This window comes from Pseudomonas sp. IPO3778 (assembly GCF_013386825.1).
In the GTDB taxonomy this organism is placed as follows: domain Bacteria; phylum Pseudomonadota; class Gammaproteobacteria; order Pseudomonadales; family Pseudomonadaceae; genus Aquipseudomonas.
Map to the genome: position 1 here is coordinate 1 of NZ_JACARC010000065.1, position 25,367 is coordinate 25,367.

Here is a 25,367-nt window from a genome sequence, read left to right on the forward strand (position 1 = left end):
CAGCAACGGATATGTACACCACCCCTACTCAAATCGCACGCAACGTCAGGATCGCCAGATACAGCAGCACCCCACCGCACGCCCCATAGCTGACACGCTGCCATAGGGGTGACGCGTTCTGCCGCAGCAGATTGACCAGTGCCGCAATCAGAAAGCACGACAAGACGGACGCCACCATAAACCCCGCAAAAAACATCAACGTCTGCCCATGGCTCGGCGCGGCCCCGACAATCCCCGACAACGCACTGCCCAGCGCCCCCCAATAAACAATGTTCTTCGGATTAGCCAACGAAATAGCCGCCCCCACCACCAGCGCATTCTGCCCGGACCTGGCCGGTGCACTTTCGGCCTCTGGCAAGCGCCAGGCATCCATCAAGCTGCGAACCCCGAGCCAGGCCAGGTACAGCCCACAAACGGCAGTCAGCGGCACCCGCACCAACTCATGCTGAATCAGCAACGCCATGCCCGTCAGCCCAATCACCGCCCAAACAGCATCCCCCACCAGCGAGCCAATCTGCACCAACAACGCCGGCGTAAACCCATGCAACAGCCCACGGCGCAGCGTCTCCGCCAACACCGCCCCGGGAGACAGACAAAACACAAAACCAAACACCAGCGCCGAAAAAAAGATCGTCAACATGCCTGCCTTCCTTCAAGTGATGGCCGGCATTTTGCGCGAGGGCAGGTGAGGCGTCTTGAACCAGATTGCGCTTTTCAGCCTTTGAGTACGCTTTGATAGCGCCCCGGTGTGATGCCGTACGCCGCCCGGAAATGCCGATTGAGATGACTCTGGTCGGCGAACCCAAGGGCGTGGGCAACCTGCGACGCCGCAACGCCCGAACGCAGCAACCCCTTGGCGCGCCGCGTACGCAGTTGCATTGCCCACTGGCGCGGACTCAGCCCGGTTTCTTTCTGAAAGGCCCGCAGCAGATGGAATTTCGACAGCCCCAACTCATCACCGAGGGTATCGAGCGCAACCGCCTGATGCAGGTTTTCAGCCAGCAGCTCCTGGGCCTTGATCACCAGCCCGCGACTCACCGCCGTGCTGCCAGGCAGGCGCACACCGCTGCAACTGACCACGTCACCCAGCAGCACCACCAGGGCTTCTTCACTGAGCCCGCGGGCCATGGGATCGGTACTCAACGCGCCTTCAATGGCGCCCGCGAGTTTCATGGCCAACCCGGGCTGGAAGCACAGCGAACGATCGAATTCCAGGTGCGCCAGACCCAGGTCGGCCGCCAATTGGTCAGCGGTCGCATACAGGCTGACAAACCGCCACGGCTGCCCCTCGGCCGCGCCACCGCCCTGAATCTGCCCCGGGTTGTAGAGGGTAATGCTGCCGGGGCCGGCCTCGAATGTGCGGCGGTCCAGCCACACCTGTTCCTCGCCGAGCAGGTTGACGCCGATCACGCATTCATCGTGGCTATGGCGGGCAAACGTCAGGCCGGTGCAGGACGTGCTGCTGACTTCGTAGTTGCCCAGCCAGGCGTGTTGCATTGAACTCATGGGAGGGGCTCGCTGTGACGGTTGCCCGCGAGCATACGCCGGAAAAGGCCTGCAGATCGACTGCTCGCCAGGCCCTGTGGTCAGAGCGCGGCGATGCGATCCAGCTCGGCTTTGACCCCGACCGGATCCAGGCTGGCAAACGGCATCTCGAAAAAGGCCCGGCAACGGCGTTCAATAATGTCCAGGGTGGCGTGAAACGCAGCGTCGATCTGAGCCTCATCGCCTTGAACCTCCGACGGATCTTCCAGCCCCCAGTGTGCCTTGAGCGCCGGGCCGAAATACACCGGGCACGCTTCCCCGGCAGCCTTGTCGCACACGGTGATCACGATGTCCGGCGGGTTGCCTTCAAAGGCGTCGCTGCCCTTGCTGTACAAACCCTCGGTGCTGATACCGGCGGCCTTCAGGGTGGTCAGGCTGCGGGGCAGCACCTGGCCCTTGGGAAAGCTGCCGGAACTGATGGCCAGGAATCCTTCTGGCGCCAGGTGATTGAACAGCGCTTCCGAGAGGATGCTGCGGCAGCTGTTGGCGGTGCACATGAACAGGACTTTCATTGAATGGACTCCGTCAGGCACTCAGGCGCAGGGCGAGGGCGGCGAGGGTGATCAGCAGCACGGGCAGGGTCAGCACAATGCCGACCTTGAAGTAGTAACCCCAGGTGATGGTGATGCCTTTGCGCGCCAGGATATGCAGCCAGAGCAAGGTGGCCAGGCTGCCGATAGGGGTGATTTTGGGGCCGAGGTCGCTGCCGATCACGTTGGCGTAGATCATCGCTTCCTTGACCACGCCCACGGCATGGCTGGCCTCGATGGAGAGCGCGCCGATGAGTACGGTCGGCAGGTTGTTCATCACCGAAGACAGCAGGGCGGTGAGCACGCCGGTGCCCAGTGCCGCACCCCACACGCCGTAGCCGGCGAAGGTGTCGAGCCAGGTGGCGAGGTAGTTGGTCAGCCCGGCGTTACGCAGGCCGTAGACCACCAGGTACATGCCCAGGGAGAAAATCACGATCTGCCAGGGCGCTTCCTTCAGCACCTTGCGGGTGGAAATCTTGTGGCCCTTGGCGGCGATCACCAGCAGCAAGGTGGCGCAAGCGGCGGAGATGGCGCTGATGGGAATGCCCAGCGGTTCCAGGGCAAAGCAGCCCACCAGCAGGATGCCCAGCACCCACCAGCCGGCAAGGAAGGTCGCGCGGTCATGGATTGCACTGGCGGGATCGTCGAGGTCTGCCGGGTCGTAGGCCTGGGGAATGTCGCGGCGGAAAAACCACAGCAATACCGCGAGGGTCGCGGCGACGCTCACCAGGTTTACCGGCACCATCACGGCGGCGTATTCGTTGAAGCCGATCTTGAAATAGTCCGCCGAGACGATGTTCACCAGGTTGGACACCACCAGCGGCAGGCTCGCGGTGTCGGCGATAAACCCGGCGCCCATGACAAACGCCAGGGTCGCCGCCGGGGAAAAGCGCAACGCCAACAGCATCGACATCACGATGGGCGTCAGGATCAGCGCCGCACCGTCATTGGCGAACAAGGCCGACACCAGCGCCCCCAGCAGCACCATATACGCGAACAATCGCCGGCCACGCCCACGTCCCCAGCGCGCCACATGCAAGGCGGCCCAGGCGAAAAAACCGGCCTCGTCCAGCAGCAGGCTGATGATGATCAGTGCGACGAACGTGCCGGTAGCGTTCCAGATGATGTGCCACACCACCGGGATGTCGGCCAGGCTGATGACGCCACAGGCGAGGGCCAGGATTGCCCCCATCGTGGCGCTCCAGCCGACGCCCAGGCCCTTGGGCTGCCAGATGACCAGGATGATGGTGAACAGAAAGATAGCAACGGCAACAAGCATGAAAAGCTCTCCGCAGGGTCAGCAGCAGGCGCTGGCCCGTTGTGGTCGGTCGCCCATGGTGTCCAGACGCTGGGCGTCGGCTTTTAACCAGGCTTGGTTGGCTTGCAGGGTGGCGTCGAGCACCGCCGTCACCCATTCAGGCAAGGCCGGATTGAGGCGGTAATAAATCCACTGGCCCTGGCGACGGTCCAGCAGCAACCCGCCACTGCGCAGTTGCGCCAGGTGGCGGGAGACTTTCGGCTGGCTGTCGTCCAGAGCATGGATCAACTCGCACACACAAAGTTCGCCTTCGCGCAGGATCAATAGCGTCAACCGTGTGCGGGTGGCGTCGGCCAGGCACTTGAAGACGTTGGGCGGGGAGAAAAGATCTGACATGCGCGTGGCCTGACACATATGGAAATTCGAATATACGTATTTCCATATGTTTCGGTCAAACCTTGTTTTGATTGATCTGCGTCAACTGCCCGACAATCAATGACAAGTGGTTGAAATTAAACTGAAACATGAATGTCCTAAAGTGCCTGCCCAATGGTGATGAAGGAAGAAAACGTGTGACCCGTGCCACTCGCAACCTGCGCAAGACCCTTGATGCCGTCGCGGACAATAACGAAACCGCGGCCTTTGACTTGATGCGTGCCGTCGAAAAGCTCAGCGATGAAGTGCTGCGCCAGCGTCTGCTCAATACCATCCACCGGCTCAACCAGGACGCCCACGAACTGCGCGAAGCCCGGGACGCGGTGGAACAGGTGTCAGTCAAACTGGCGTGAGCACGATCGTTCAAGACAATCCCGGATACCGCTGGCATGCTTGTCGACTGACTGTCGATGAGCCTGTTGTCTATGCCTAACGCTCTGCCTCTTAATGCCTTTTCCCGTGGCGCGATTGCGATCATTCCGTTGTCCCTGGCCTGTGCGCCCTGGGGGTTGTTGGCCGGTTCCACTGCCATCGATGCCCAATTCACGCCGCTGGAAGCCCAAGGGCTGTCGACCATCGTGTTTGCCGGTGCTGCGCAACTGGTGGCCATCGGTATGGTCAAGAGTGGCGCCAGCCTGATTTCCATTCTGCTGACCACCTTGCTGCTGACCTCCCAACATCTGCTGTATGGCATGCACATGCGCCCCACACTGTCGCCACTCAAGGCTCGGTGGCGCATGAGCCTGGGCTTTCTGTTGACCGACGAATTCTTCGCCCTGGTCAGCCAGTACGACCGCCAGACCTTCAACCGCTGGTACGCCCTGGGCGTCGGCCTGACGTTCTATATCATCTGGAATGTGTTCACTTTCGCGGGCATTGTGTTGGGTAAAAGCATTCCCGGGCTGGACCAATTGGGCCTGGAGTTCTCTATCGCCGCGACTTTTATCGCCCTGATCACCCCTGTGGTGCGCGACGTGCCGACCATCGTCTGCGTCGCCGTGTCGTTGCTGTTTTCGGTATGGCTGAGCTACCTGCATTGGGAGTCTGCGGTGGTGGTGTCCGGTGTCTTGGGGATGAGCGCGGGTTATGCCTGCAAGCGGCTGGGAGTCGGGCAGCAATGATCTTCGTGATGATTTTTGGCATGGGCCTGATCGTATTCCTCAACCGCTACCTGTTTATCGAGCCGCGCCTGCCGGTGCGCCTCAATCGCGGGGCGCGTGAATTTCTCGGGTTTGCGGTGCCGGGGATGCTCACTGCCATCTGCGGCCCGATCATTTTCCTCGCCGACCATAAGCTCAACCTGAGCGTGAGCAATCCGTACCTGTTGGCCGGGATCAGCGCCGTAGCATTGATGTTCTGGACCCGCAGCGTGTTGATCACGGTGCTGTTGAGCATGGCGCTGTTCTATCTGTTCCGCTGGCTGCTCTGAAAAACAGGCAAAAAAAAGCCCGCGGGAGGGCGAGCTAGAAGGGAGACTTCTTAAAAATGAGCCTGCCGACTATAGGCGGCAAGGTCTCCCTTCACAGTGAAACAAAGTTCATGAATCTGTCAGCTATTCGATAACCGGGGCGGCGGCTTTCTTGTTGGCCTTGGCCTCGGCCGCCAGGCACTCCAGGGCAAACTGCTCGGTGTAGGTCATCTGGATCGGCGTGCTCTCGCCTTTGACGGTACGCTCGCCATCGAGGATGTAGCGGATGCGCTTGTCGGTCACGCCGATGCGTTTGGCGATCCACGAAGGCGTTTGGCCGATGCGGCTGATCAGCTTGTCGGCGTAGTCGGTGGAGGGGTTGTAGCGCTCGGCGTTGGGTGTCATGGGGGTTCCGGGTAAAAGCGGGTTCGTAAGTAGGCGGCAGGGTGACGCAATAATCATTCGGTGTCGCCTGCTAATGGTACAGTCGCGTTTTTTCCAAGGAAGCTACTGTATGCGGATGGTGGTAATTGGCGCTTTGGTACTGGCATCGCTGGCCGGTTGCGCGGGCTCGAAGATGAAAGAGGCGCGTACCGGTACGCCCTACAAAACCCTGGCCTCGGACAAGGCCCCGCTGGTCGTTGCCCAGTGCATCCAGTTCGGCTGGCAGGATGAGACGGTGTTCGGCGTGGACGCCGGCGGCTTCATGGAGCCTGCACAGGCCGGAGGCTTCACCATCTACACCACGGCGGGTGATTACTTTGTCGACGTGAGCAATGCCGGCGCGGGCGCCACCGTCAAGTATTACGCCGCCCAGGATGACTACCCCGCCAAGCGCCGCCTGGCCGCACTGGCAACTTGCCTGTAGTCCATTACGTTAGATTTTTTCAGAAATGCCCTGCGGACAGCCTCAGGGCATTGTTTTATCATGCACCCGCTCACCCGGCGTGATGGCTCTTTACCAGTACACGGACGTCGAGGCCAGAACGTCGGGGGGCAGCTCTTTTCTAGCGTGGCATATACCCCAGGTGCCAGCGCCGGGGAATCTTCAGCGACACCAGCCCCAACAGTGCCGACAGCACGCCGCTGACCAACAGCGCACGAATCCCCATCTGATGTTCCAGCAACGCACCGATCACTGCGCCGACAAACATCCCGGCCCAGGGGATCAGTTGCACGCGCCAGCCATTGCGCCGCTCACCGAGCATCCAGCGCCCCAGCCCACGACCAAATCGCGACAGCGCCCCGGTGACATACGTAAGGCCCACCGGCAATCCGTTCACTTCCTCGACCGCTGCATTCAGCATTCCCATGGCGATGATTGCTGCGAGCAACGCCGGCAATTGATCGGCGAACGGCCACGCGGCAGCCCCGCACAGCAAGGTGGCGATGCACAGCAGCAAGGGCAAGGCGTGGCGCCGGCTGATACGGCTGACCATCACGCCCAGCGCGTTACCGGCGATAAACGTGGCCACCAGCAGCGTCAGGCGGCCGGTCAGGCTCAGGTCGCCTTCGCTGATCGCCACCGCGAGGCGCGTGGTGTTGCCGCTCATGAATGAGACAAAATCCCCGCTGGCCATAAAGCCAATGGCATCGGTCATCCCCGCCAATACGGAAAGGCTGGCCACCAGCATCAGCCCGACGCGCCCGCGCCATTTGTGGCGATGCAACAAGGCGGCATTGGTGTTGGGCTTCAAGGATGAAGGCAGCATGGGGCCGGGTTCCTCGGTGAGATTATCCGGCCATTACCGTAGGGCGCTTTGCCTCCCGCTGCAATGACCTGGCGCAGGCGTTTCACACCGGCTCCAAACGCCAGCCCCCGGCGGCCTGCCATGTCAGGGTGTGGCTGGGTTTTAGGGCGTCAAGAAACGCTGGATCATGGGACACCACCATCATCGCCCCGGCAAACCCCTGCAATGCCTGCTCAAAGGCAATCACCGACGGCATATCCAGGTGGTTGGTCGGTTCGTCCAACAGCAGCAACTGCGCCGGCGTTTTTCGCCACAGGGCAATCGCCATGGCGGCCTTCAGGCGTTCGCCGCCGCTGAGCCGCGCCACCGGTTGCGTGACGCGCACGGCATCCAGTTGCAGCAAGGCCAGGCGCGTTCGCAATTCACCCTCGGCCAGCGGGGTATCCAGCAGGTTGAGCTGTTCGACGATCGAGCGCTGGTCGTCCATCAGCGCCAGGTGTTGATCGATATAAGCCGTCGGCACATGCACGGCGCATTCGCCGCTGACCGGCTGCAACTGGCCAGCCAGCAGCTTGAGCAAGGTGGACTTGCCGCAACCGTTCGGCCCATGGACCGCCACGCGCATCGGCCCTATAAGCGTGGCGCTGAGGAAGGTGCCAGGCAGCCGGGGATCCAGCCAGGGCAATTGTGCTTGCTTGAGGGTTAACACTTGCCGACCACAAGGCACCGCCGTGCCGGGTAAGGTCAGCAGCGTTGGCGCTTCATCCGCGACGTGTTCGTAGGCTGTGCGCACACGCTCATCCAGTGCGTCCTTGTGGTGTTGGTGAGCACTGCGCACGGTGCTGACAATCTCGGTGGCGGCACCTTTCCAGCGGGCCTTGGTGAACCGATCCACATTCGCGGTATCGGCATGTTTACGCGAGCGGGCAGCATGGCGCTGGAGGTCATCGTGGCTTTGTTTCAGCCGTTTGCGTTCGCGGCTGCGCTCCAGCCGCGCGTGTTCGAGCGAGGCCTGGGCGGCATGTTGCTCGGTCTCACGCTGAGCGTGAAACGCCTCGTAGTTGCCGCCGTAGGTCGTGGTGCCCAGGGGCGAGAGCTCTATGATTCGCTGCATGCGGTTGAGCAGTTGGCGGTCGTGGCTGATCACGATCAACCCACCGCGCCAGTTGCCCAGTAGGCCGAGCAGCCAGTCGCGACCGTGGCTGTCCAGGTGATTGGTGGGTTCATCAAGGATCAGCAGTTGAGGGTTGGCCAGCAGTGCGCCGATCACCGCCAGGCGGGCCAATTGGCCGCCGCTCAATGTATCAGCGTGGTCTTCCACGCCAACCTTGCTCAAACCCGCGGCGTCCAGCGCCTTGCGCAAGCGCTCGGGCAGATCCCAGCGGTCATCGATCAACTCCAGGTCGTCGGCGTGCGCTTCACCGCGGCCCAACCGGCCCAGGGCTGCGAGCACCTCGGCGGTGCCGGTGATGTGTGCGACGGTTTGGCCGGGAACAAGGCTCAAGACCTGTGGGACATAGGCGCGCCCGGCGCAGGCCTCAAGGGTGCCGGAAGAGGGCGCCAGCCGGCCTGCAATCAATTGCGCGAGCACGCTTTTGCCCGCCCCATTACGGCCCACGATTGCGGTGGGTGTGCGATCAAAACACAGGTTCAGGTCGCGTAGCAGGGTCTCGCCATTGGCGAACTGGACATACACGTGTTGCAGGGAAACCAGTACAGGCAGCCGTTTGACGTCAGTCATCAGCACCTCCAAAACAATGTGGCACAAGCCAACAAGCGCGCCAGGCGGCTCGTTGCGTTTACATGTTGGAAGGCTTAGTGGTTCACGTCAGCGGTCATCCCGGGATCAGAAAGGACCGGCAGGTTAACGCAGTATGGATTTTCCCTACAAGCGCTCTGCCAGTTGCTCCAGAAACATCGCCAGCCCCACTTCCTCGGCTTTCAGGCCTTTACGCACCCGTGGTTTGGGCAGCTTTGCCAGCTCGCCCAGGCTGAAATGCTCCAGCACCGCCGGGTGGATATAGCACTTGCGGCACACCGCCGGGGTATTGCCCAGTTGCTTGGCGACGTTCTTGACCATTTCCACCACATGCTTCTTCGCATCGGATTCCGGCTGCCATTCAAGCTCGCGCAGCACCGCCAGCGCCAGCGCGGTGCCGGCCCAGGTGCGGTAATCCTTGGCGGTAAAATCCGCGCCGGTGAGGCTGTGCAGGTAGGCATTGACGTCGGTGGAGCTGACCGTATGCCGCTCGCCGTCCTCGTCCAGGTACTGGAACAGATTCTGCCCCGGCAGCTCCAGGCAACGCTTGACCACCGAGGCGAGGCGTCGGTCCTTCACGGTGATCTGGTGTTCGATGCCGCTCTTGCCGCGAAATTGGAACAGGATCTCGCTGCCCTTGATGTCCACATGGCGCGTGCGCAGGGTGGTCAGGCCGTAGGAACGGTTGTCCCGGGCGTATTGGGTGTTGCCGACGCGGATCAGCGTGGCATCGAGCAACAGCACCACCGTGGCCAGCACCTTCTCCCGATTGAACCCGGGCGCGGCGATCTGCGCCTCCAGCTGTTTGCGCAACTTGGGCAGCGCGCTGCCGAACTGTTGCAGCCGCGAGTATTTGTCGGTGTCGCGCACCTCGCGCCAGCGCGGGTGATAACGGTATTGCTTGCGCCCTCGGGCGTCACGCCCGGTGGCTTGCAAATGGCCGCGCGGGTCAGCGCAGATCCACACATCGGTGTAGGCCGGCGGCACCGCCAGCGCGTTGATGCGTTTGATTTCGTCGGCATCCGTGATGCGTGTGCCGTCGGCCTTGTAGTACTGGAACTTGCCCCGCAGCTTTTTGCGGGAGAGGCCGGGCTGGGTGTCGTCGACGTAATGCAGGTCGCGGGGCAGGTCGGCAAGCAACGCAGGATCGGGCATGGCGCAAATTCCTTGGCAGGTATTTCTGATTGACCGCAGGGTTTTGCGGTCGTGCCAATGGATTCAGGCCAGCACCGCCACCGCCTTGATCTGCGCCCACAACGTCTGGCCAGGATGCAATTGCAACTGATCCCGTGAGTACCGGGTAATACGCGCCAGCAATGGTGTACCGCTCGCATCCAGGCTCACCAGCACATGGGCGGCGTTGTCCGCAGGAATCTCCTGGGTCACGGTCACCGGCAGGCGATTGAGGATGCTGCTGTGTTCCTCGGCCTGCAGGCTCAGGCTGACGTCCCGGGCCTGGATCTTGAAGCGCAGCTGTTTGCCCAGCGCCAGCGGTGCATGGGCCACACGCATTTGCAATTGGCTGGCGGGCAGTTGCAGGGTCAGTAATTGGTAGTGCTCATCGTAGGCGCTGACGGTGCCGTTGATCACCACGCCGGCGTCGTCACCCAGGGCCATGGGCAGGTCCAGCCGGGCGAGGGTTTCGCCAATGGGGCCGCTGGCCAGGGCCTTGCCGTCGCTGAGCAACACGATGTGATCGGCCAGGCGGGCCACTTCGTCCTGGGCATGGCTGACGTACAGCACCGGAATCTCCAGTTCGTCGTGCAGGCGTTCGAGGTAGGGCAGGATTTCGCTTTTGCGTTTGCTGTCCAGGGCCGCCAAGGGTTCGTCCATCAGCAGCAGGCTCGGGCTGGTGAGCAACGCACGGGCGATGCCGATACGCTGGCGTTCACCGCCGGACAGGTGCTGGGGATGGCGGTCCAGCAGGTGGCCGATGCCCAATAGTTCGGTGGCGTGGCTCATCTCCACGCGTCGTTGTTGGCGCGGGATGCGCTTGAGGCCGAACTCAAGATTGGCCAGCACCGACAAATGCGGGAACAGGCTGGCTTCCTGAAACACGTAGCCCAGGGCGCGTTTGTGCGGCGGTACGAACAGCCCTTTGCGGCTGTCTTGCCAGACCTCGTCGTTGAACTGCACGAAGCCTTCTTCGGCCCGTTCCAGCCCGGCGATGCAGCGCAGGCATGTGGTTTTGCCCGAGCCGGAATGGCCGTACAGGGCCGTCACCCCGCGGCCGGGCAGTTGCAGGTCGACGTCCAGGGCAAACCCGGAATACTTCAGTTGCAGGCGCACCTCGATCATCGACATCAGCTCCAGCCCGCTTTGGTTTTACGGCTGGAGTAGAGCGCCAGCAATACCAGGAAAGAAAACACCACCATGGACCCGGCCAGCCAGTGAGCCTGGGCGTATTCCATGGCTTCAACGTGGTCGTAGATCTGCACCGAGACCACCCGGGTCTTGTTCGGAATATTGCCGCCGATCATCAGTACCACCCCGAACTCGCCGACGGTGTGGGCGAAACCGAGAATCGACGCGGTGATAAACCCCGGGCGCGCCAGGGGCAGAATCACTGTGAAAAAAGTGTCCCAGGGGTTGGCTCGCAACGTGGCGGCCACTTCCAGTGGGCGAGTGCCAATGGCGGAGAAGGCGTTTTGCAACGGCTGCACCACGAACGGCATGGAATAGATCACCGAGCCAATCACCAGCCCGGCAAAACTGAAGGTCAGGGTGCCCAGGCCCAGCCATTGGGTGAACTGGCCGAAGTAGCCGTTGGGCCCCATGGTCAACAGCAGGTAGAAGCCGATCACCGTGGGCGGCAACACCAACGGTAAGGCGACCACTGCGCCAATGGGGCCGCGCCACCACGAACGGGTGCGCGACAGCCACAGGGCAATCGGAGTGCCGATGATCAGCAGGATGACCGTGGTCAGTGACGCCAGCTTGAGGGTCAACCAGATCGCGGAAAAATCGGCACTCGACAGCGGCATTTACAGCTCGTAACCGTAGGACTTGATCACCGCGGCGGCTTTCGGGCCTTTGAGGTATTCAACCAGGGCCTTGGCGGCTGCGCTGTCCTTGCCTTTGGTGAGGATCACGGCGTCTTGCTTGATCGGGTCATGCATCGACGACGGCACGATCCAGGCCGAACCGCTGGTGACTTTGCCGTCCTTGTAGATCTGCGACAGGGCCACAAAACCCAGCTCGGCGTTGCCGGTGGACACGAACTGATAGGCCTGGGTGATGTTCTGGCCTTCGACGAGCTTGTCCTTGACCTTCTCGGTCAAGCCTTCCTTCGCCAGCACCTGGGTGGCGGCCAGGCCGTAAGGCGCGGCTTTCGGGTTGGCGATGGAGAGGTGCTTGAATTCGTTTTTCTTCAGCACGTCGCCCTTGGCATCCACGTAGCCTTCCTTGGCCGACCACAGCGCCAGGGTGCCGACGGCGTAGGTGAAGCGCGAACCCTTGACGGTGTCGCCTTCGGCTTCGAGTTTCTGCGGGGTGGTGTCGTCGGCGCTGAGGAACACTTCAAACGGCGCGCCGTTCTTGATCTGGGTGTAGAACTGGCCGGTGGCGCCATAGGCAGCGACCAGTTTGTGGCCGGTGTCTTTTTCAAAGTCGGCGGCAATCGCCTGGATCGGGGCCGTGAAGTTGGCGGCCACGGCCACCTGTACTTCATCGGCATTGGCCGAGGAGAAGGCAAACGCGGCGATCAGGGTGGCCAGGGCCGTGGGGGCAAGGCGTGAGGCGCGAATCATCATCAAGAAGCTCCTTGGGGGTTATCGACGTTGCGGCTTGTTATAGGCAGAGGGGGTCTACCGCTATGTATGGGAATATATAGCGGTTGGCCACTGCCGGTACAGCGCAAAGTTGTCCCGGGAGTTCAGGTTCAGCGGCGGCCGAGTTTTTCCAGGGTTTGTGCGGCCAGTTCCAGCGTGAGGTCATAGGTGGAGATGTCTTTGCCGAGGCGCAGCGCCTGGCCCGACCACAAATTACTGAAGCCGGCTTCATCCTTGGCCTTGAGGGGCATCAACGCACCACCGGACAGCGGGAACGCCGGTGCGCTCGGGTTGATCGCGCCCAGCTCACGCATCACCCGGTTGATGATGCCTCGCGCCGGGCGCCCGGTGAACAGGTTGGTCAGCGCGGTTTCACTGGCCTGGGCGTTGCGCAAGGCGTGGTGGTGTGACTTCGAGACAGTGGCCTCGGGGGTAAACAGGTACGCCGTGCCGATCTGCACCGCCGAAGCGCCGAGGGCAAAGGCGGCGGCGATGCCCCGTGCATCACCGATGCCGCCGGCTGCGATCACCGGCACGCTCACCGCGTCGACGATCTGCGGCACCAGGGCCATGGTGCCAATCTGGGTATTGAGGTCGTCGCTGAGGAACATCCCGCGATGGCCGCCGGCCTCGAAGCCCATGGCGATGATTGCGTCGCAGCCGTGCTGTTCCAGCCAGATGGCTTCTTCAACAGTAGTGGCCGACGACAGTACTTTCGCGCCGGTGGCCTTGACCCGGTCCAGCAGGGATTTTTCCGGCAGGCCGAAGTGAAAACTCACCACTTCCGGGCGGAACTCTTCCACCACTTCACAGGCGGCGTTGTTGAACGGTGCACGGTTGGAGACGGGCGTGGGCGCGTCAAAGTCGGCGCCCAGTTCGCGGTAGTAGGTTTCCAGCAGGTTCTTCCACTGAAGGTCACGGTCAGCGTCCGGCGCGGGTGGTTGATGGCAGAAGAAATTGACGTTCAGTGGCCGCGAACTGGCCTGGCGGATAACGGAGATCGCTTCGCGTAATTGCTCAATGCTCAGTGCTGCGGCGGGCATCGAGCCGAGAGCGCCGGCCTGGTTGACGGCAATCACCATCGCCGTGCTGGTGGCATTGGCCATGGGCCCCTGGATGATCGGTAACTCAATGCCCAGCAGGTCAAGAATTCGGGTGTCTGGCCAGGTGCTCATGGGACGCTTCTCCAACGGTGGAATGCTGTTCCGTCGTTTTAGCAGGGCCAGGCAGCACCAGGCCAGTCTGTATTATTCACTGGACGAATCCAGTGTTTCGTGGGCGCCGTCAGTCGATGGCGTGGCCCAGTACCTCATGAATCCGCTGGGCAATATGCGCGGCGTGGGTTTCCAGGGCGAAGTGGCCGGTGTCGAGCAGTTCCACCACCGCGTTGGCGTTATCGCCGGCGTAGGCATGGGCGCCCGGCGGAATGAAGAACGGGTCATTCTGGCCCCAGATCACCAGGGCCGGCACTTGTGTAGCCTTGAAAAACGCCTGGAACGCCGGGTACAGCGTCAGGTTGTTGCGGTAGTCGAGAAACAGGTCCAGCTGGATTTCGTCATTGCCGGGGCGCTGCATCAGGAGCACGTCGAGCATGTAGGACTCAGGCGCTATCAGCTCCGGCTGGGGGACGCCGTGTACATACTGATAGCGCGTGCCTTCCAGGCTGATAACCGCGTTGCGAATCACCTCGCGATTGGCCTGGCTCGGGTCGGCCCAGTAGGCGCGGACCGGCGCCCAGGCGTCTCCCAAGCCTTCCAGGTAAGCATTGCCGTTTTGCGATACCAGCGCGCTGACCCGTTCCGGGTGCGCCACGGCCAGGCGCAGGCCGACCGGCGCGCCGTAGTCGAACACGTAAAGCGCATAACGGGTGAGCTTCAGGGCGTCGACGAAATGGCCGACGGTGATTGCCAGGTTGTCGAAGTTGTAATGGTAATGGCGGTCGGCGGGGACTTCGGTGAAGCCAAAGCCTGGCAGGTCCGGCGCGATGACCCGGTAGCGGGTGGCGAGCAGCGGGATCAGGTCGCGGTACATATGGGATGAGCTGGGAAAGCCATGCAGCAGCAACAGCACGGGCGCGGACGGGTCACCGGCTTCGCGGTAGAAGACGCGCACGCCATCGGCATCGACGTGTTGGTAGCGAACCACTGGGGCTGAAATCGACATGATTGGACTCCTCTTTGTAACTTGATAAGCGTGATATTGGGGTTACTTGGTTTGCAGGCTGCGCCCTAATCGGTAACCTGTCAAATCAATTTAAGGGGTTAGTTGTTTTTGTTTTGTAACTATCCAAAAGTGCTATCAGCGGTTACGATGGCGCGGACTTGAAGAGGATTGCCCATGACGCCCATTACATCCGCCCCACTGGAACCCTACGTTCTGGCCGACCATCCGGTGTTGGACATGCTCAACACCCGGGCCAATGTCGACGGCGTGCCTTTTGAGTTCTGGCAAGGCGACGGTGATGTCGAGCGCTGGCTGGTTCGGCTGGGCTGGGCTGAAGAGGGCGCGGTTCCGGTGTTCGAAAAGGGGGAGCTACTGGAGGCGGCGCAGGGATTGCGTGAGGTGATCCGGCGATTGCTGGAGCAGCGCAAGGCCGGCCAGCGGGGTGATCCTGCCGCGCTGAATGGGTTTTTGCGCAAGGCGGTCAGTCACCCGCAGTTGGCGTGGCCGGCGCCTGGCGAGCTGCGCCTGGAGCGTCAGCGCAAACAGCAAACCGCTGAGCAGTTCCTGGCGCCGATTGCCGAAGCCGCCGCGGTGTTGCTGGTGGAAGGGGATTTCGGGCTGATTCGCACCTGTGAGCATCCGGAGTGCGTGCTGTGGTTCTACGACCGTACCAAAGGGCACAAGCGCCGCTGGTGCAGCATGGCGCTGTGTGGCAACCGGCATAAGGTGGCGGAGTTTCGCAAACGTAAACTCCAGTAACCGTCTTCAGGATTCTGCCGGGCTTTCGCGCTCCAGCAGTTGGCGTTTGCGTTCAACGCCCCAGCGATAGCCCGACAGGTTACCGTCGGCGCGCACGACACGGTGGCAGGGAATCGCCACGGCCAGGCTGTTGGCGCCACACGCCTGGGCTACCGCGCGGTAGGCCGTCGGGGCGCCGATGCGCTGGGCGATCTCGGCGTAGCTGGCGGTGCAACCCACCGGAATTTCCCGCAAGGCCTGCCAGACGCGCTCCTGAAACGCGGTGCCGCGCAAATCCAGGGGCAAGTTCAGGCCCAGGGCCGGCGCTTCGATGAAACCCACCACCTGGGCGATCAATTGTTCGAAATCGTGGTCGGCGCCCAACAGGTTGGCGCGGGGGAACTGGTCTTGCAGGTCGCGCACCAGTTTGTCCGGGTCGTCCCCCAGCAGGATCGCACACACCCCGCGATTGCTCTGTGCCACCAGAATCGCGCCCAATGAGCATTGGCCGACGGCAAAGCGGATGTCTGTGTTGGTGCCGCCGGCTTTATAGTCGCCGGGCTTCATGCCGAGCAATTGGTCGGCGGCTTCATAGAAACGGCTGTTGGAGTTGAAGCCGGCGTCGTACAGCGCGTCCGTCACCGAGTGCTGTTCCTTGAGCCCGTCACGCACTTTGCGCGAACGATGGGCGCTGGCGTAGCGCTTGGGCGTCAGGCCGGTGACCGCTTTGAACACCCGATGGAAATGGAACGGGCTCAAGCCGGAAAGGCCGGCCAGGGCTTCGAGGGAGGGCACGGTTTCGGCCTGTTCGATGTGCCGGCAGGCGGCAGCCACCAGTTGCGCATGGCGTTCGGCCACTTGGGTCTGGTCCCCCGAATAGCGTTTGTTGGGCCGGTAGCCTGCGGCTTCCGCTTGTTGCGGCGTGTCGAAGAATTCGACGTTCTTGGGGAGCGGCCGCCGCGCGGAACTGCTGGGGCGGCAGTACACACCGGTGGTTTTCACGCCATAGACGAACGTGAGGTCAGCCTTGGCGTCGCGGGCGACGATGGCGGCCCAGCGGGGATCTTGTTCGGTGGCGTGGCGCGCGGTCATGGTGGTGGCTCCTGGTTGAAGAATGCCAGGTTAGTTCGCTGCGGCATTCATATCACTCCGATGCTTGCGGTTGAATTCATCCCGCGGTTCGAAACGTCAGGTTGATGCGCTGGGGCCCCATGACCGGATGGGTGCCTTCCTTGATGGGCATCACGCCGTGAAAGCGCAGGCGATCCACGCCGCCCCACACCACCACATCGCCATGGAACAGTGAAACCTTTTGCGCCTTGTCGCCGCGTTCATGGCCGCCGAACAGAAAAATCGCCGGCAAGCCCAATGACACCGATACCACCGGCGCGGCGTAGTTGCGCTCGTTTTTGTCCTGATGCAGGGACATTTTAGCCCCAGGCACATAGCGGTTGATCAGGCACGCGTCCGGCTCGAAATCATCGAAACCCGCGTCTGCCGCGGCCATGACCGCCAATTGGCGCAGGGCTTCGGGCAGGGCTGGCCAGGGTTGCTGGTTGTTGGGGTCAATTGCAGAGTAGCGATAGCCGGCAGGATCGGTCGTCCAGCCCAACTCACCGCAACTGCTCAACGCGGCCGACATGGTAAAGCCGCCAGGCGTGACCATTTTCCGGAACGGTGATTGCGCCAATACGCGCCTGAGTTCCGGCAGCAAACGTTCGACCCAGGGCAGGGCATAGCCCCGGAGGACGCAGGACTGCTCACCGATTTGCTCGCAGCCTGGGGGTTGCTGCAACGCCTCGTCGGCGAACAAGTCGACGGTGGGCCCTGGATGGGTCTTACTGCGCATCGTGAAAAATCACTCCCAATGTATGCCGAGTACCACTGTGCAGAACACTGACCCCATGGCGCAAGGTCACCCGATGAAAGCCCCTCACGCCGGGCATTGGCCGCTGATTGACCGCAAAGATCACCGCGTCTCCCTTGTTCAGGTGCACGACCTGGGCCCGGGACTGCATGCGTGGCCGCTGTTCGGTCAGCACCAACTCGCCGCCGGCGAAGTCCTCACCGGGCTGCGACAACAGGATGGCAACTTGCAGGGGAAACACATGTTCGCCGTACAGGTCCTGGTGCAGGCAGTTGTAGTCGCCCGGGCCGTATTGCAGCAATAACGGGGTAGGGCGTTGCTGCCCGGCGGCGTGGCAGCGGGCGATGAAGTCGGCATGGTGTACGGGATAGGTAATCGGCAGGTTCATTTGTTCGTTCCAGCGGTTGGCCTGGGGGGCCAGGTGCCGGTACAGCTGTTCGCGCAGGTCGCCGATTCGCTCGGGCAGCGGATAGCGGAAATACTTGTACTCGCCCCGGCCAAAGCCGTGCCTGGCCATGAGCACATGGGCGCGAAACAGTTCCTGTCGGGAATAGTGGTCGCTGAGTTCAGTGCATTCACGGTGATCCAGCAGGCCTGGAATCAAGGCGTTGCCCTGTTGATCGAGGTCTCGCTCGATCGCGTCCCAGTCCAGCCTGGCCAGGCGTTCTTGCAGTGGAGTGGCGGGCATCGACGAGTTCCTGTGGCAGCGGATAAAGGCTGCCAGTCTAGGAAGTCGCAAGCGTCGTGACACTCCGATGCTTGCGCTCGAATTAGAGGGCCTTGCTCACATTGATGTCGGTGATTTCGTCGCTGGCATCGTGGATTTTCGCCAGGGCTTCCTTGGCCTCCTCGATGCTGCCGGCCTGCAGTTGGGCGAATTCGAAGCGGCGCTCGCCGTTGAGTTTGTACTTGATCACATATTTGGTAGTAGTCACGGGCATTCCTGTCAGCTCAATTTAGAATTGGTGCGGCGCACGATACGGATTTTGTGGGACAAGGTCGGTTTTTTGGTCACGCTGATGGCGCGGCGGGTCACGACGTCCAGGGTAATGTTCCAGAAACCGGTGCTCGGCGCGGTGATTTTTGCCGGGAACTTGTCAAATGCGCCGCCGTGGTAGGTATGACGGCCACCGTTCTTGAAACTGCGAAAGTTCGCGTCGCTCATCAGGCGGATGTTGCAGGTTTGCGAGCATTCAATGACGACAATGTCTCCTTCATTAAGGTGTTCGCGCTGGTGGATGAATTTCATGGGGTGTCTCCAGAAGGGCTTTTTCTGAAAAATCAGAACGATACGTAGGTTAAGATGGAGTTTATCAGCCCCAGCACGTTTATTATCGGACCGTCGTCGACGACTTCGACAATTTAAAACAGTTATTTACCGAGTTATCAGGGATAAATCCAACGTGGGCGGGAGAAAAATACCTTCCTCGCTGTCCTAGGGTCTTTATCGGAGGTTTTTGTATGAAGTGGAGTGTGTTGGTTCTGGCCTTGGCGTTGGGTGGATGTGCTTCGGTGGCGGATATCAAGCAGACCCCACCGACACTGGCCGTGATTTCTGGCAAAAAGCCGCAGGAATACGCCGCGTGTGTTGTCCAGAAACTGTCCAAAACCCGCAGGCCGTCGCAGATCGAGCCTCACAAGGATGGTGTTCAGGTGATTGTGCCGCAGAAGTACTCTGCCGATCCGTCAGCGATCTTCGAAATTGAAGAACGCTCCAGCGGCAGCAGCATCAAGCTCTACGAGAGCATGTCCAATGTGCCGATTCGCCCGGGTGACGTGAAGGCTGCCGGGGAGGCTTGCATTTCCGGTTGAGCCGGTCAGCCACCCACCTTCGACAACGGGCGATAACCCACAAAAAATGCCGCTCTACAGCGGCATTGTCATTTCGGAAATTCAGTGATGAAACGTGAGCAAGTCAGAGAGCGACATGCAGGGGGGCATATTTCTGCGACCCATGTGATTCAAAATCCCGCGGACACAGGCGAGTGGATCGTGTTCTTCAAGAAGAGCGGCGGTCGCAGCTATTTCCTGGTGGATGACCAGGATGAAGTCGAATCCTTTTCTCGCCTGGACGACCTCATCGAGACCATTCGCGGCCTGGGCATCAAGTTCGCCGAAATTCACATGTAATTATTTGCAGACCACGGTCACGCTACGGGTCTTGTAGTTGCCGACATCCTTGCCCAGGGTCTTGTCGCTTTCCTTCAGGGCGGGCGTGCCTTCGGTGCCGACAATCCGGTAACCGGTGCCTGCGCAGGACGCATCAGCCTTTTCATAGCAACTGGCCCAGGAGTTGGCTTCGCCGGAGCAATCGATGGCCAGGCCTTGTTCGCCATTTTTCAGGACGGTGTCGGAGGTGGTGGTGCAGCCACCCGTAAGCGCCAGTACCGCAATCAGTGCCAGAATCTTGTTCATGTAGGAGTCGTCATCAGGGTGTTGGAGGGGAGCGCTGACACTGTCGTGGGGCGTTACAGGCGAGATTATAGCGAACCGCCATCAAGGTACAGACAAACACAAAAAAGCCCCGATAAACGAGGCTAGATTGGCGTTACTGCGGGAGTTACTTGGTTTTGGGACGTTTGCTCGACGCGTGGCCGGCTTCATCCACAAACACTTCAGCCACGGCAATGGCTTGAGCTTCGCTCGCGAATGCCCCGGCAACGCTGTCACCGTGGAAGTTGATCAGGTGCCAGCCGTCCGCTCGCTTGGTGATCAGGTAGCCGTTCACGCCTTTTGGTTCTGACATCTATCAATCCCGTTGTCTGGTTCAAGGGCGCAATGATAGCGCCAAACGGCCTGGGGCGGCGCAAGTTGTTGCAGGTCAGTGCCGATCGCCAAAAAGCGTGCTAAAAAGGTTGAAGCCCTTTAAATGACCGGCACACGTCGACGATTTTTAACAGCGGCGAAGGTACTTGATTGAATGCGGGCGGAACTTACGCCGACATTTTTTCTCTATGTTGACATCGCAACGCCAGCAGGACCCATTGTAAGGTGACTGCGGCCTGATTAGACTGCGCCGAATTTCGTACGCACAGCCCTTTGTAAGGACTCATATGATCAAGAAATGCTTGTTCCCAGCAGCCGGTTACGGCACTCGCTTCCTGCCAGCGACCAAGGCCATGCCCAAAGAGATGCTGCCGGTGGTGAACAAGCCACTGATCCAGTACGGCGTTGAAGAGGCCCTGGATGCCGGCCTGAACGAAATCTCGATCGTGACTGGCCGTGGCAAACGCGCCCTGGAAGACCACTTCGACATCAGCTACGAGCTGGAAAACCAGATCAAGGGCACCGACAAGGAAAAATACCTGGTCGGCATCCGTAAACTGCTCGACGAGTGCTCGTTCTCCTACACCCGTCAGACCCAAATGAAAGGCCTGGGTCACGCGATCCTGACCGGTCGCCCGCTGATCGGTGACGAACCGTTCGCCGTGGTACTGGCCGATGACCTTTGCGTAAACCTGGAAGGCGACGGCGTCCTGACCCAGATGGTCAAGCTGTACCAGAAGTACCGTTGCACCATCGTTGCGGTTCAAGAGGTCGACCCTCAGGAAACCAACAAGTACGGCGTGATTGCCGGCGACGATATTGGCGATGGCCTGATCCGCGTACGCGACATGGTTGAAAAGCCGGCGCCGGAAGATGCTCCGTCGAACCTGGCGATCATCGGCCGTTACATCCTGACCCCGGACATCTTCAAGCTGATCGAAGAAACCGAGCCAGGCAAGGGTGGCGAGATCCAGATCACCGACGCCCTGCTGAAGCAGGCAAAAGACGGTTGCGTGATTGCCTACAAGTTCAAGGGTCGTCGTTTCGACTGCGGTGGCGCTGAAGGCTACATCGAAGCAACCAACTTCTGCTACGAGCACTTCTACAAGACTGGCAAGGCTTACTGATTCACGGTTGCCTGCTTGATCTGGGAAAGCCACCTTCGGGTGGCTTTTTCGTTTTTCGGCCCCATGTAAGCAGGTATGCTGTTGTCCTGCCGAGGAGAGTGAAATGGCCTACGATTTTGACCTGTATGTAATTGGCGCCGGTTCCGGCGGTGTGCGCGCTGCGCGATTCGCCGCAGGTTTTGGCGCCAAAGTGGCGGTAGCGGAAAGCCGCTACCTGGGCGGTACCTGCGTGAATGTGGGTTGTGTACCGAAGAAACTGTTGGTGTACGGCGCGCATTTCGCCGAAGACTTCGAGCAAGCCAGTGGTTTTGGCTGGTCCCTGGGCGAAGCCAATTTCGACTGGGCGACCTTGATCGCCAACAAGGATCGCGAGATCAACCGCCTCAATGGCATCTACCGCAACTTGCTGGTCAACAGCGGCGTGACCCTGCACGAAGGGCATGCGCGGCTGGTGGACCCGCACCAGGTGGAAATCAACGGTGAGCGCTTCACCGCCAAACACATTCTGGTGGCCACCGGTGGCTGGCCGCAGATCCCGGAAATCCCGGGGCGTGAGCACGCCATTGGTTCCAATGAGGCATTCTTCCTCAAAGCGCTGCCCAAGCGTGTGCTGGTGGTCGGTGGTGGTTATATCGCCGTCGAGTTCGCCGGGATTTTCCACGGCCTGGGCGCACAGACGTCGCTGCTGTATCGCGGCGACCTGTTCCTGCGCGGTTTTGACGGCTCGGTGCGCACGCACTTGAAAGAAGAGCTGACCAAACGCGGCCTGGACCTGCAATTCAACGCCGATATCGAGCGTATCGACAAACAGGCCGACGGTAGCCTCAAGGCCACGTTAAAAGACGGTCGTGTGCTGGAAACCGATTGCGTGTTCTACGCCACCGGCCGGCGCCCGATGCTCGATAACCTGGGGTTGGAAAACACCGGGGTCAAGTTGGACAAGCGCGGCTTTGTCGAAGTGGATGACCTGTACCAGACCGCCGAACCGTCGATCCTGGCGATTGGTGATGTGATCGGTCGCGTGCAGCTGACGCCGGTGGCGCTGGCCGAAGGCATGGCCGTGGCGCGTCGGCTGTTCAAGCCTGAGCAGTATCGCCCGGTGGACTACGCGATGATCCCGACGGCGGTGTTCAGCCTGCCGAATATCGGCACCGTGGGTCTCAGCGAAGAGCAGGCCCGTGCAGACGGCCACACGGTGCAGGTTTTCGAAAGCCGTTTCCGGCCGATGAAGCTGACCCTGACCGACTGCCAGGAAAAGACCCTGATGAAACTGGTGGTCGACGCCGAGACCGACAAGGTCCTGGGTTGCCACATGGTCGGCCCCGACGCCGGCGAGATCGTGCAGGGCCTTGCGATCGCGCTCAAGGCGGGTGCGACCAAGCAGCATTTTGACGAAACCATCGGCGTGCACCCTACGGCGGCGGAAGAATTCGTCACCATGCGCACGCCGGTGGCGCAGTAATCAGCCCTCGGTAGTTGCCTCTGGTGCCGTCGCAACGACGGCCGCCAGGCGCAGCGCCTCGATGCTGGCCTGGGCTTTGACCAGGTCCAGCTCCAGGTTTTTGTTGGTCTGCTGGTGTTCGGCCAGTGCTTCCTGGCGCGTCTGGCTCTCCAGCTGTGCGACCCGCAAGCGTTCCTGCAACAGGGTGCGCTCACTGTCGATCACATTCACCCGTTCGCTCAACTGACGCTGCTGGTCGCGGTCCTGGCGGGCCTGTTCCTGCAGTGCGCTCAGCTCTTTCACGGTCACTCGGTGCTCAATCAGCAGGCGTTCGTTATCACGGTGCAATTGGGTGATTTCGTCCTGACGCACCATCGCGCTCTGCTGAGCCTGGCGCAGCTCTGCCTGGACCTGCTGCAGCTGACCTTCATGGCGGCGCTGCTCCTGTTCGCGCTGATCCTTGATCGCGTTGCGGTAATGCTCCAGGGCGTCCCGGGCATGCAGGTGTTTCTCTTCCAGTGAGCGAATCTGCTCGTCCTTGTCATTGATCCGCAGCTCGTAATCGCTGCACGCCTGGCTTAGCCCGGCGTTGCGGGTTTGCTCGGTTTGCAGGCTGGAGCGGGTGCTTTGCAGGGTCGCGCTTTCATCGGCCAGGGCCGCTGCCTGGATATCGAACTGTTGCTGGAGTTGGTGGTGGGTCGCTTCCAGTGCTTCGAGCTGGGCGAGCAGGGCGGTTTTCTGTTGCTGGAACTGCGCCAGGGCCAGGTCGATAGGCTCCTGGGCCTTCTCCTTGAGGCGTTGGGCCAGGCGTGCCACCAGTTCGCCCAGCTCGTCATCGAGGGGTGCTTCAGTGATGGTCTGGCGGGTTTCGCTTTCGTCCAGTTCCTTCAAATAGCGATGAATCGTGGTTTTCGAGCCGGTATTGCCCATCTCGATGCGTACGGCATCGATGCTCGGGTTTTCGCCGCGGGCGAGGATCGCCAGGCGTGCCGTTTGAACTACTGCTTTATTGATGCCGCCGCGAGCCATGGTGTCTCCGTCGATTTAGTACTGTGGTACGTAGTATGTATATACGTAATATATCACGATTATATTTAGCCTGAAATTGATGATTTAACAGATGGGATATTGGCGTATTATCCCGTGTGATGAATGTTTTGAAGTGGACAACGCCCAATGGCAGTACAGGTATGAGTGAGCTGGACCGTTATCTGAATGCGGCCACCCGCGATAACACCCGCCGCAGTTATCGGGCGGCGATCGAGCATTTCGAGGTGAGTTGGGGTGGGTTCCTGCCGGCGACCAGCGACAGCGTGGCGCGCTACCTGGTGGCGCACGCGGGTGTGCTGTCGGTCAACACGTTGAAGCTGCGGTTGTCGGCGCTGGCCCAGTGGCATACCAGTCAGGGGTTTCCTGATCCAACCAAGGCGCCGGTGGTGCGCAAAGTCCTCAAGGGTATCCGTGCCGTGCACCCGGCCCAGGAAAAACAGGCTGAGCCGTTGCAGCTACAGCACCTGGAGCAGGTGATTGAGTTCCTTGAGCAGGAGGGCAGCGATGCCAGAGGTGCAGGCGATCAGCCTCGCTGGCTGCGCGCCAAACGTGATGCGGCATTGATCCTGCTGGGGTTCTGGCGCGGCTTTCGGAGCGACGAGTTGTGCCGGTTGGCTGTCGAGCACGTGCAGGCGGTGCCCGGTTCGGGCATCACCCTGTATTTGCCGCGCAGCAAAAGTGATCGGGAAAACCTCGGCCGCACCTACCAGACGCCGGCGTTGCTGCGCCTCTGCCCGGTCCAGGCCTACAGCGAGTGGCTCAGTGCCTCGGCGCTGGTGCGCGGCCCGGTGTTTCGCGGCATCGATCGCTGGGGTCACCTGGGCGAGGAGGGCTTGCACCCTAATAGTGTGATCCCGCTGTTGCGCCAGGCCCTGGAGCGCGCCGGCATTGCGGCCGATCAGTACACCAGCCACTCCCTGCGCCGGGGCTTTGCCACCTGGGCTCATCGCAGTGGTTGGGACTTGAAGTCGTTGATGACTTACGTCGGCTGGAAAGACATGAAATCCGCCATGCGCTATGTTGAAACGACACCCTTTATCGGCATGACCCGCGCCTCACTCGAATGATCGAAGGTTTCTTCTATTAATACAGTCCCTTGATAGCGAAAACCAATCGTCAGCATGAGGTTTGCCAATGAGCCATTGGCCGAGAGAGTGAGTAGGATTCACCCCATCAACTTACTAAGCCCTTCTACAAAACCTGACGGAGAGTCAACGATGCCTATCATCAACAGCCAAGTAAAACCGTTCAAAGCGACCGCCTACAAAAACGGCAACTTCGTAGACGTGACTGATGCTGACCTGAAAGGCAAATGGTCTGTCGTCTTCTTCTACCCAGCCGACTTCACCTTCGTCTGCCCAACCGAACTGGAAGACCTGGCTGACAACTACGCCGAATTCCAGAAACTGGGCGTCGAAATCTACAGCGTTTCCACCGACACCCACTTTGCCCACGCTGCCTGGCACAACACCTCGCCAGCCATCGGCAAAATCCAGTACACCATGATCGGCGACCCGACCCTGACCATCTCCCGCAACTTCGACGTGCTGATCGAAGAAGCTGGCCTGGCAGACCGTGGCACCTTCGTGATCAACCCGGAAGGCCAGATCAAAATCGTTGAACTGAACGATGGCGGCGTAGGCCGTGACGCTTCCGAGCTGCTGCGCAAAATCAAGGCCGCTCAGTACGTTGCTGCTCACCCGGGCGAAGTGTGCCCAGCCAAGTGGAAAGAAGGCGAGGCCACCCTGGCTCCGTCCCTGGACCTGGTCGGCAAGATCTAAGTCTGTGAAGTGCCAAGGGCGGGTTACCGCACCTAAGT

The 25,367-nt window shown here is 60.9% G+C and carries 33 protein-coding genes; 11 read left to right on the top strand and 22 right to left on the bottom strand.

Annotated features, from left to right (window positions below; genetic code table 11):
* Window positions 1–28: 28 nt before the first annotated feature.
* The 5 genes from HX855_RS28185 to HX855_RS28205 form a co-directional block, all read right to left on the bottom strand.
* Window positions 29–640 (bottom strand): LysE family transporter, encoded by a 612-nt coding sequence (locus tag HX855_RS28185; RefSeq protein WP_177083965.1) that lies wholly within the window; start codon window positions 638–640, stop codon window positions 29–31.
* A 74-nt stretch (window positions 641–714) separates the two neighbouring features.
* Window positions 715–1,506 (bottom strand): AraC family transcriptional regulator, encoded by a 792-nt coding sequence (locus tag HX855_RS28190; protein WP_177083967.1) that lies wholly within the window; start codon window positions 1,504–1,506, stop codon window positions 715–717.
* Between the two features lie 80 nt (window positions 1,507–1,586).
* The gene (locus HX855_RS28195; protein WP_177083969.1) at window positions 1,587–2,057 is read right to left on the bottom strand and encodes an arsenate reductase ArsC; all 471 of its coding nucleotides are present in this window, start codon (window positions 2,055–2,057) and stop codon (window positions 1,587–1,589) included.
* A 13-nt stretch (window positions 2,058–2,070) separates the two neighbouring features.
* Entirely contained in the window at window positions 2,071–3,354 is a 1,284-nt protein-coding gene (locus HX855_RS28200; protein ID WP_177083971.1) for an arsenic transporter, read from the bottom strand.
* Window positions 3,355–3,372: 18 nt separating this feature from the next.
* The gene (locus HX855_RS28205; RefSeq protein WP_177083973.1) at window positions 3,373–3,729 is read right to left on the bottom strand and encodes a metalloregulator ArsR/SmtB family transcription factor; all 357 of its coding nucleotides are present in this window, start codon (window positions 3,727–3,729) and stop codon (window positions 3,373–3,375) included.
* A gap of 176 nt (window positions 3,730–3,905) precedes the next feature.
* On the opposite strand from HX855_RS28205, the gene HX855_RS28210 reads away from it, so the two are divergent.
* The 3 genes from HX855_RS28210 (at window position 3,906) to HX855_RS28220 (ending at window position 5,197) form a co-directional block, all read left to right on the top strand.
* On the top strand, window positions 3,906–4,121 hold the full coding sequence (locus tag HX855_RS28210) for a hypothetical protein (protein ID WP_177083975.1): 216 nt from the start codon (window positions 3,906–3,908) through the stop codon (window positions 4,119–4,121).
* Between the two features lie 72 nt (window positions 4,122–4,193).
* On the top strand, window positions 4,194–4,889 hold the full coding sequence (locus HX855_RS28215; protein WP_177083977.1) for an AzlC family ABC transporter permease: 696 nt from the start codon (window positions 4,194–4,196) through the stop codon (window positions 4,887–4,889).
* Window positions 4,886–5,197: an AzlD domain-containing protein gene (locus HX855_RS28220; RefSeq protein ID WP_088426675.1), complete on the top strand. Its 312-nt coding sequence runs from the start codon at window positions 4,886–4,888 to the stop codon at window positions 5,195–5,197. Before HX855_RS28215 ends, HX855_RS28220 begins: the two co-directional genes overlap by 4 nt.
* Window positions 5,198–5,320: 123 nt before the next feature.
* Here HX855_RS28220 and HX855_RS28225 read toward each other — a convergent pair whose 3' ends face one another.
* The gene (locus HX855_RS28225; protein ID WP_003212600.1) at window positions 5,321–5,581 is read right to left on the bottom strand and encodes a hypothetical protein; all 261 of its coding nucleotides are present in this window, start codon (window positions 5,579–5,581) and stop codon (window positions 5,321–5,323) included.
* A gap of 109 nt (window positions 5,582–5,690) precedes the next feature.
* On the opposite strand from HX855_RS28225, the gene HX855_RS28230 reads away from it, so the two are divergent.
* Window positions 5,691–6,044: a hypothetical protein gene (locus HX855_RS28230; RefSeq protein WP_177083979.1), complete on the top strand. Its 354-nt coding sequence runs from the start codon at window positions 5,691–5,693 to the stop codon at window positions 6,042–6,044.
* Between the two features lie 139 nt (window positions 6,045–6,183).
* Here the strand turns inward: HX855_RS28230 and HX855_RS28235 are convergent, their stop codons facing one another.
* From HX855_RS28235 to HX855_RS28270, 8 genes are all read right to left on the bottom strand, one after another.
* Window positions 6,184–6,888, bottom strand: a complete 705-nt coding sequence (locus tag HX855_RS28235) for a YoaK family protein (protein WP_177083981.1) — start codon at window positions 6,886–6,888, stop codon at window positions 6,184–6,186.
* 82 nt (window positions 6,889–6,970) lie between these two features.
* The gene (locus HX855_RS28240) at window positions 6,971–8,608 is read right to left on the bottom strand and encodes an ABC-F family ATP-binding cassette domain-containing protein (protein WP_177083983.1); all 1,638 of its coding nucleotides are present in this window, start codon (window positions 8,606–8,608) and stop codon (window positions 6,971–6,973) included.
* Window positions 8,609–8,752: 144 nt separating this feature from the next.
* The gene (locus HX855_RS28245; RefSeq protein WP_177083985.1) at window positions 8,753–9,781 is read right to left on the bottom strand and encodes a DNA topoisomerase IB; all 1,029 of its coding nucleotides are present in this window, start codon (window positions 9,779–9,781) and stop codon (window positions 8,753–8,755) included.
* 63 nt (window positions 9,782–9,844) lie between these two features.
* Window positions 9,845–10,930, bottom strand: coding sequence for a molybdenum ABC transporter ATP-binding protein (gene modC, locus HX855_RS28250; protein ID WP_177083987.1), 1,086 nt, complete (start codon window positions 10,928–10,930; stop codon window positions 9,845–9,847).
* On the bottom strand, window positions 10,930–11,610 hold the full coding sequence (gene modB, locus HX855_RS28255; protein WP_003212595.1) for a molybdate ABC transporter permease subunit: 681 nt from the start codon (window positions 11,608–11,610) through the stop codon (window positions 10,930–10,932). The genes modC and modB overlap by 1 nt, the downstream gene beginning before the upstream one ends.
* Window positions 11,611–12,378: a molybdate ABC transporter substrate-binding protein gene (gene modA, locus HX855_RS28260; protein ID WP_256352962.1), complete on the bottom strand. Its 768-nt coding sequence runs from the start codon at window positions 12,376–12,378 to the stop codon at window positions 11,611–11,613.
* A gap of 128 nt (window positions 12,379–12,506) precedes the next feature.
* Window positions 12,507–13,571, bottom strand: coding sequence for a nitronate monooxygenase family protein (locus HX855_RS28265; protein ID WP_177083989.1), 1,065 nt, complete (start codon window positions 13,569–13,571; stop codon window positions 12,507–12,509).
* Between the two features lie 109 nt (window positions 13,572–13,680).
* Window positions 13,681–14,559 carry an alpha/beta fold hydrolase gene (locus tag HX855_RS28270; protein WP_177083991.1) on the bottom strand — a complete coding sequence of 293 codons (879 nt, stop codon included), beginning with the start codon at window positions 14,557–14,559 and terminating at the stop codon, window positions 13,681–13,683.
* A 174-nt stretch (window positions 14,560–14,733) separates the two neighbouring features.
* Between HX855_RS28270 and HX855_RS28275 the strand changes: the two genes are divergently transcribed.
* Window positions 14,734–15,318: an ABATE domain-containing protein gene (locus HX855_RS28275; RefSeq protein ID WP_177083993.1), complete on the top strand. Its 585-nt coding sequence runs from the start codon at window positions 14,734–14,736 to the stop codon at window positions 15,316–15,318.
* 6 nt (window positions 15,319–15,324) lie between these two features.
* Here the strand turns inward: HX855_RS28275 and ada are convergent, their stop codons facing one another.
* The 5 genes from ada to HX855_RS28300 all read right to left on the bottom strand — a co-directional run bounded on the left by ada (window position 15,325) and on the right by HX855_RS28300 (window position 18,413).
* The gene (gene ada, locus HX855_RS28280; RefSeq protein ID WP_177083995.1) at window positions 15,325–16,389 is read right to left on the bottom strand and encodes a bifunctional DNA-binding transcriptional regulator/O6-methylguanine-DNA methyltransferase Ada; all 1,065 of its coding nucleotides are present in this window, start codon (window positions 16,387–16,389) and stop codon (window positions 15,325–15,327) included.
* Between the two features lie 76 nt (window positions 16,390–16,465).
* Window positions 16,466–17,146, bottom strand: a complete 681-nt coding sequence (gene alkB, locus HX855_RS28285; protein WP_177083997.1) for a DNA oxidative demethylase AlkB — start codon at window positions 17,144–17,146, stop codon at window positions 16,466–16,468.
* Window positions 17,136–17,852, bottom strand: a complete 717-nt coding sequence (locus HX855_RS28290) for a 2OG-Fe(II) oxygenase (RefSeq protein ID WP_177083999.1) — start codon at window positions 17,850–17,852, stop codon at window positions 17,136–17,138. Before HX855_RS28290 ends, alkB begins: the two co-directional genes overlap by 11 nt.
* An 82-nt stretch (window positions 17,853–17,934) precedes the next feature.
* Window positions 17,935–18,099 (bottom strand): hypothetical protein, encoded by a 165-nt coding sequence (locus HX855_RS28295; RefSeq protein ID WP_177046340.1) that lies wholly within the window; start codon window positions 18,097–18,099, stop codon window positions 17,935–17,937.
* An 11-nt stretch (window positions 18,100–18,110) separates the two neighbouring features.
* A complete protein-coding gene (locus HX855_RS28300; RefSeq protein WP_003212586.1) occupies window positions 18,111–18,413 on the bottom strand; it encodes a DUF1883 domain-containing protein in 303 nt (100 codons plus the stop codon).
* Between the two features lie 212 nt (window positions 18,414–18,625).
* On the opposite strand from HX855_RS28300, the gene HX855_RS28305 reads away from it, so the two are divergent.
* Window positions 18,626–18,976 carry a hypothetical protein gene (locus tag HX855_RS28305; RefSeq protein ID WP_177084001.1) on the top strand — a complete coding sequence of 117 codons (351 nt, stop codon included), beginning with the start codon at window positions 18,626–18,628 and terminating at the stop codon, window positions 18,974–18,976.
* Window positions 18,977–19,063: 87 nt separating this feature from the next.
* On the top strand, window positions 19,064–19,294 hold the full coding sequence (locus tag HX855_RS28310) for a hypothetical protein (RefSeq protein ID WP_010171395.1): 231 nt from the start codon (window positions 19,064–19,066) through the stop codon (window positions 19,292–19,294).
* Here HX855_RS28310 and HX855_RS28315 read toward each other — a convergent pair whose 3' ends face one another.
* Window positions 19,295–19,579, bottom strand: a complete 285-nt coding sequence (locus tag HX855_RS28315; RefSeq protein WP_003212581.1) for a hypothetical protein — start codon at window positions 19,577–19,579, stop codon at window positions 19,295–19,297.
* Window positions 19,580–19,724: 145 nt separating this feature from the next.
* Window positions 19,725–19,910, bottom strand: coding sequence for a hypothetical protein (locus tag HX855_RS28320; protein ID WP_010171394.1), 186 nt, complete (start codon window positions 19,908–19,910; stop codon window positions 19,725–19,727).
* A 307-nt stretch (window positions 19,911–20,217) separates the two neighbouring features.
* Here HX855_RS28320 and galU point away from each other — a divergent pair, with 307 nt between their 5' ends.
* Window positions 20,218–21,057, top strand: a complete 840-nt coding sequence (gene galU, locus HX855_RS28325; RefSeq protein WP_003212579.1) for a UTP--glucose-1-phosphate uridylyltransferase GalU — start codon at window positions 20,218–20,220, stop codon at window positions 21,055–21,057.
* Window positions 21,058–21,160: 103 nt separating this feature from the next.
* Window positions 21,161–22,519 (top strand): glutathione-disulfide reductase, encoded by a 1,359-nt coding sequence (gorA, locus tag HX855_RS28330; protein ID WP_177084003.1) that lies wholly within the window; start codon window positions 21,161–21,163, stop codon window positions 22,517–22,519.
* On the opposite strand, the gene HX855_RS28335 is transcribed toward gorA, so the two are convergent.
* On the bottom strand, window positions 22,520–23,527 hold the full coding sequence (locus tag HX855_RS28335) for a DNA-binding protein (RefSeq protein ID WP_177084005.1): 1,008 nt from the start codon (window positions 23,525–23,527) through the stop codon (window positions 22,520–22,522). It abuts the gene before it with no gap.
* A 161-nt stretch (window positions 23,528–23,688) separates the two neighbouring features.
* On the opposite strand from HX855_RS28335, the gene HX855_RS28340 reads away from it, so the two are divergent.
* Complete coding sequence (locus HX855_RS28340; protein ID WP_177084007.1) at window positions 23,689–24,615, top strand: site-specific integrase; 927 nt, start codon at window positions 23,689–23,691, stop codon at window positions 24,613–24,615.
* 150 nt (window positions 24,616–24,765) lie between these two features.
* Complete coding sequence (gene ahpC, locus HX855_RS28345; RefSeq protein WP_003173835.1) at window positions 24,766–25,329, top strand: alkyl hydroperoxide reductase subunit C; 564 nt, start codon at window positions 24,766–24,768, stop codon at window positions 25,327–25,329.
* The last annotated feature ends 38 nt before the right edge of the window (window positions 25,330–25,367 follow it).

Coding starts and splice junctions, on each gene's coding strand:
- HX855_RS28185 (WP_177083965.1), bottom strand. CDS start 640: ATGTTGACGATCTTTTTTTCGGCGCTGGTGTTTGGTTTTGTGTTTTGT.
- HX855_RS28190 (WP_177083967.1), bottom strand. CDS start 1,506: ATGAGTTCAATGCAACACGCCTGGCTGGGCAACTACGAAGTCAGCAGC.
- HX855_RS28195 (WP_177083969.1), bottom strand. CDS start 2,057: ATGAAAGTCCTGTTCATGTGCACCGCCAACAGCTGCCGCAGCATCCTC.
- HX855_RS28200 (WP_177083971.1), bottom strand. CDS start 3,354: ATGCTTGTTGCCGTTGCTATCTTTCTGTTCACCATCATCCTGGTCATC.
- HX855_RS28205 (WP_177083973.1), bottom strand. CDS start 3,729: ATGTCAGATCTTTTCTCCCCGCCCAACGTCTTCAAGTGCCTGGCCGAC.
- HX855_RS28215 (WP_177083977.1), top strand. CDS start 4,194: ATGCCTAACGCTCTGCCTCTTAATGCCTTTTCCCGTGGCGCGATTGCG.
- HX855_RS28220 (WP_088426675.1), top strand. CDS start 4,886: ATGATCTTCGTGATGATTTTTGGCATGGGCCTGATCGTATTCCTCAAC.
- HX855_RS28225 (WP_003212600.1), bottom strand. CDS start 5,581: ATGACACCCAACGCCGAGCGCTACAACCCCTCCACCGACTACGCCGAC.
- HX855_RS28230 (WP_177083979.1), top strand. CDS start 5,691: ATGCGGATGGTGGTAATTGGCGCTTTGGTACTGGCATCGCTGGCCGGT.
- HX855_RS28235 (WP_177083981.1), bottom strand. CDS start 6,888: ATGCTGCCTTCATCCTTGAAGCCCAACACCAATGCCGCCTTGTTGCAT.
- HX855_RS28240 (WP_177083983.1), bottom strand. CDS start 8,608: ATGACTGACGTCAAACGGCTGCCTGTACTGGTTTCCCTGCAACACGTG.
- HX855_RS28245 (WP_177083985.1), bottom strand. CDS start 9,781: ATGCCCGATCCTGCGTTGCTTGCCGACCTGCCCCGCGACCTGCATTAC.
- modC (WP_177083987.1), bottom strand. CDS start 10,930: ATGTCGATGATCGAGGTGCGCCTGCAACTGAAGTATTCCGGGTTTGCC.
- modB (WP_003212595.1), bottom strand. CDS start 11,610: ATGCCGCTGTCGAGTGCCGATTTTTCCGCGATCTGGTTGACCCTCAAG.
- modA (WP_256352962.1), bottom strand. CDS start 12,378: ATGATGATTCGCGCCTCACGCCTTGCCCCCACGGCCCTGGCCACCCTG.
- HX855_RS28265 (WP_177083989.1), bottom strand. CDS start 13,571: ATGAGCACCTGGCCAGACACCCGAATTCTTGACCTGCTGGGCATTGAG.
- HX855_RS28270 (WP_177083991.1), bottom strand. CDS start 14,559: ATGTCGATTTCAGCCCCAGTGGTTCGCTACCAACACGTCGATGCCGAT.
- HX855_RS28275 (WP_177083993.1), top strand. CDS start 14,734: ATGACGCCCATTACATCCGCCCCACTGGAACCCTACGTTCTGGCCGAC.
- ada (WP_177083995.1), bottom strand. CDS start 16,389: ATGACCGCGCGCCACGCCACCGAACAAGATCCCCGCTGGGCCGCCATC.
- alkB (WP_177083997.1), bottom strand. CDS start 17,146: ATGCGCAGTAAGACCCATCCAGGGCCCACCGTCGACTTGTTCGCCGAC.
- HX855_RS28290 (WP_177083999.1), bottom strand. CDS start 17,852: ATGCCCGCCACTCCACTGCAAGAACGCCTGGCCAGGCTGGACTGGGAC.
- HX855_RS28300 (WP_003212586.1), bottom strand. CDS start 18,413: ATGAAATTCATCCACCAGCGCGAACACCTTAATGAAGGAGACATTGTC.
- HX855_RS28305 (WP_177084001.1), top strand. CDS start 18,626: ATGAAGTGGAGTGTGTTGGTTCTGGCCTTGGCGTTGGGTGGATGTGCT.
- HX855_RS28310 (WP_010171395.1), top strand. CDS start 19,064: ATGAAACGTGAGCAAGTCAGAGAGCGACATGCAGGGGGGCATATTTCT.
- HX855_RS28315 (WP_003212581.1), bottom strand. CDS start 19,579: ATGAACAAGATTCTGGCACTGATTGCGGTACTGGCGCTTACGGGTGGC.
- HX855_RS28320 (WP_010171394.1), bottom strand. CDS start 19,910: ATGTCAGAACCAAAAGGCGTGAACGGCTACCTGATCACCAAGCGAGCG.
- galU (WP_003212579.1), top strand. CDS start 20,218: ATGATCAAGAAATGCTTGTTCCCAGCAGCCGGTTACGGCACTCGCTTC.
- gorA (WP_177084003.1), top strand. CDS start 21,161: ATGGCCTACGATTTTGACCTGTATGTAATTGGCGCCGGTTCCGGCGGT.
- HX855_RS28335 (WP_177084005.1), bottom strand. CDS start 23,527: ATGGCTCGCGGCGGCATCAATAAAGCAGTAGTTCAAACGGCACGCCTG.
- HX855_RS28340 (WP_177084007.1), top strand. CDS start 23,689: ATGAGTGAGCTGGACCGTTATCTGAATGCGGCCACCCGCGATAACACC.
- ahpC (WP_003173835.1), top strand. CDS start 24,766: ATGCCTATCATCAACAGCCAAGTAAAACCGTTCAAAGCGACCGCCTAC.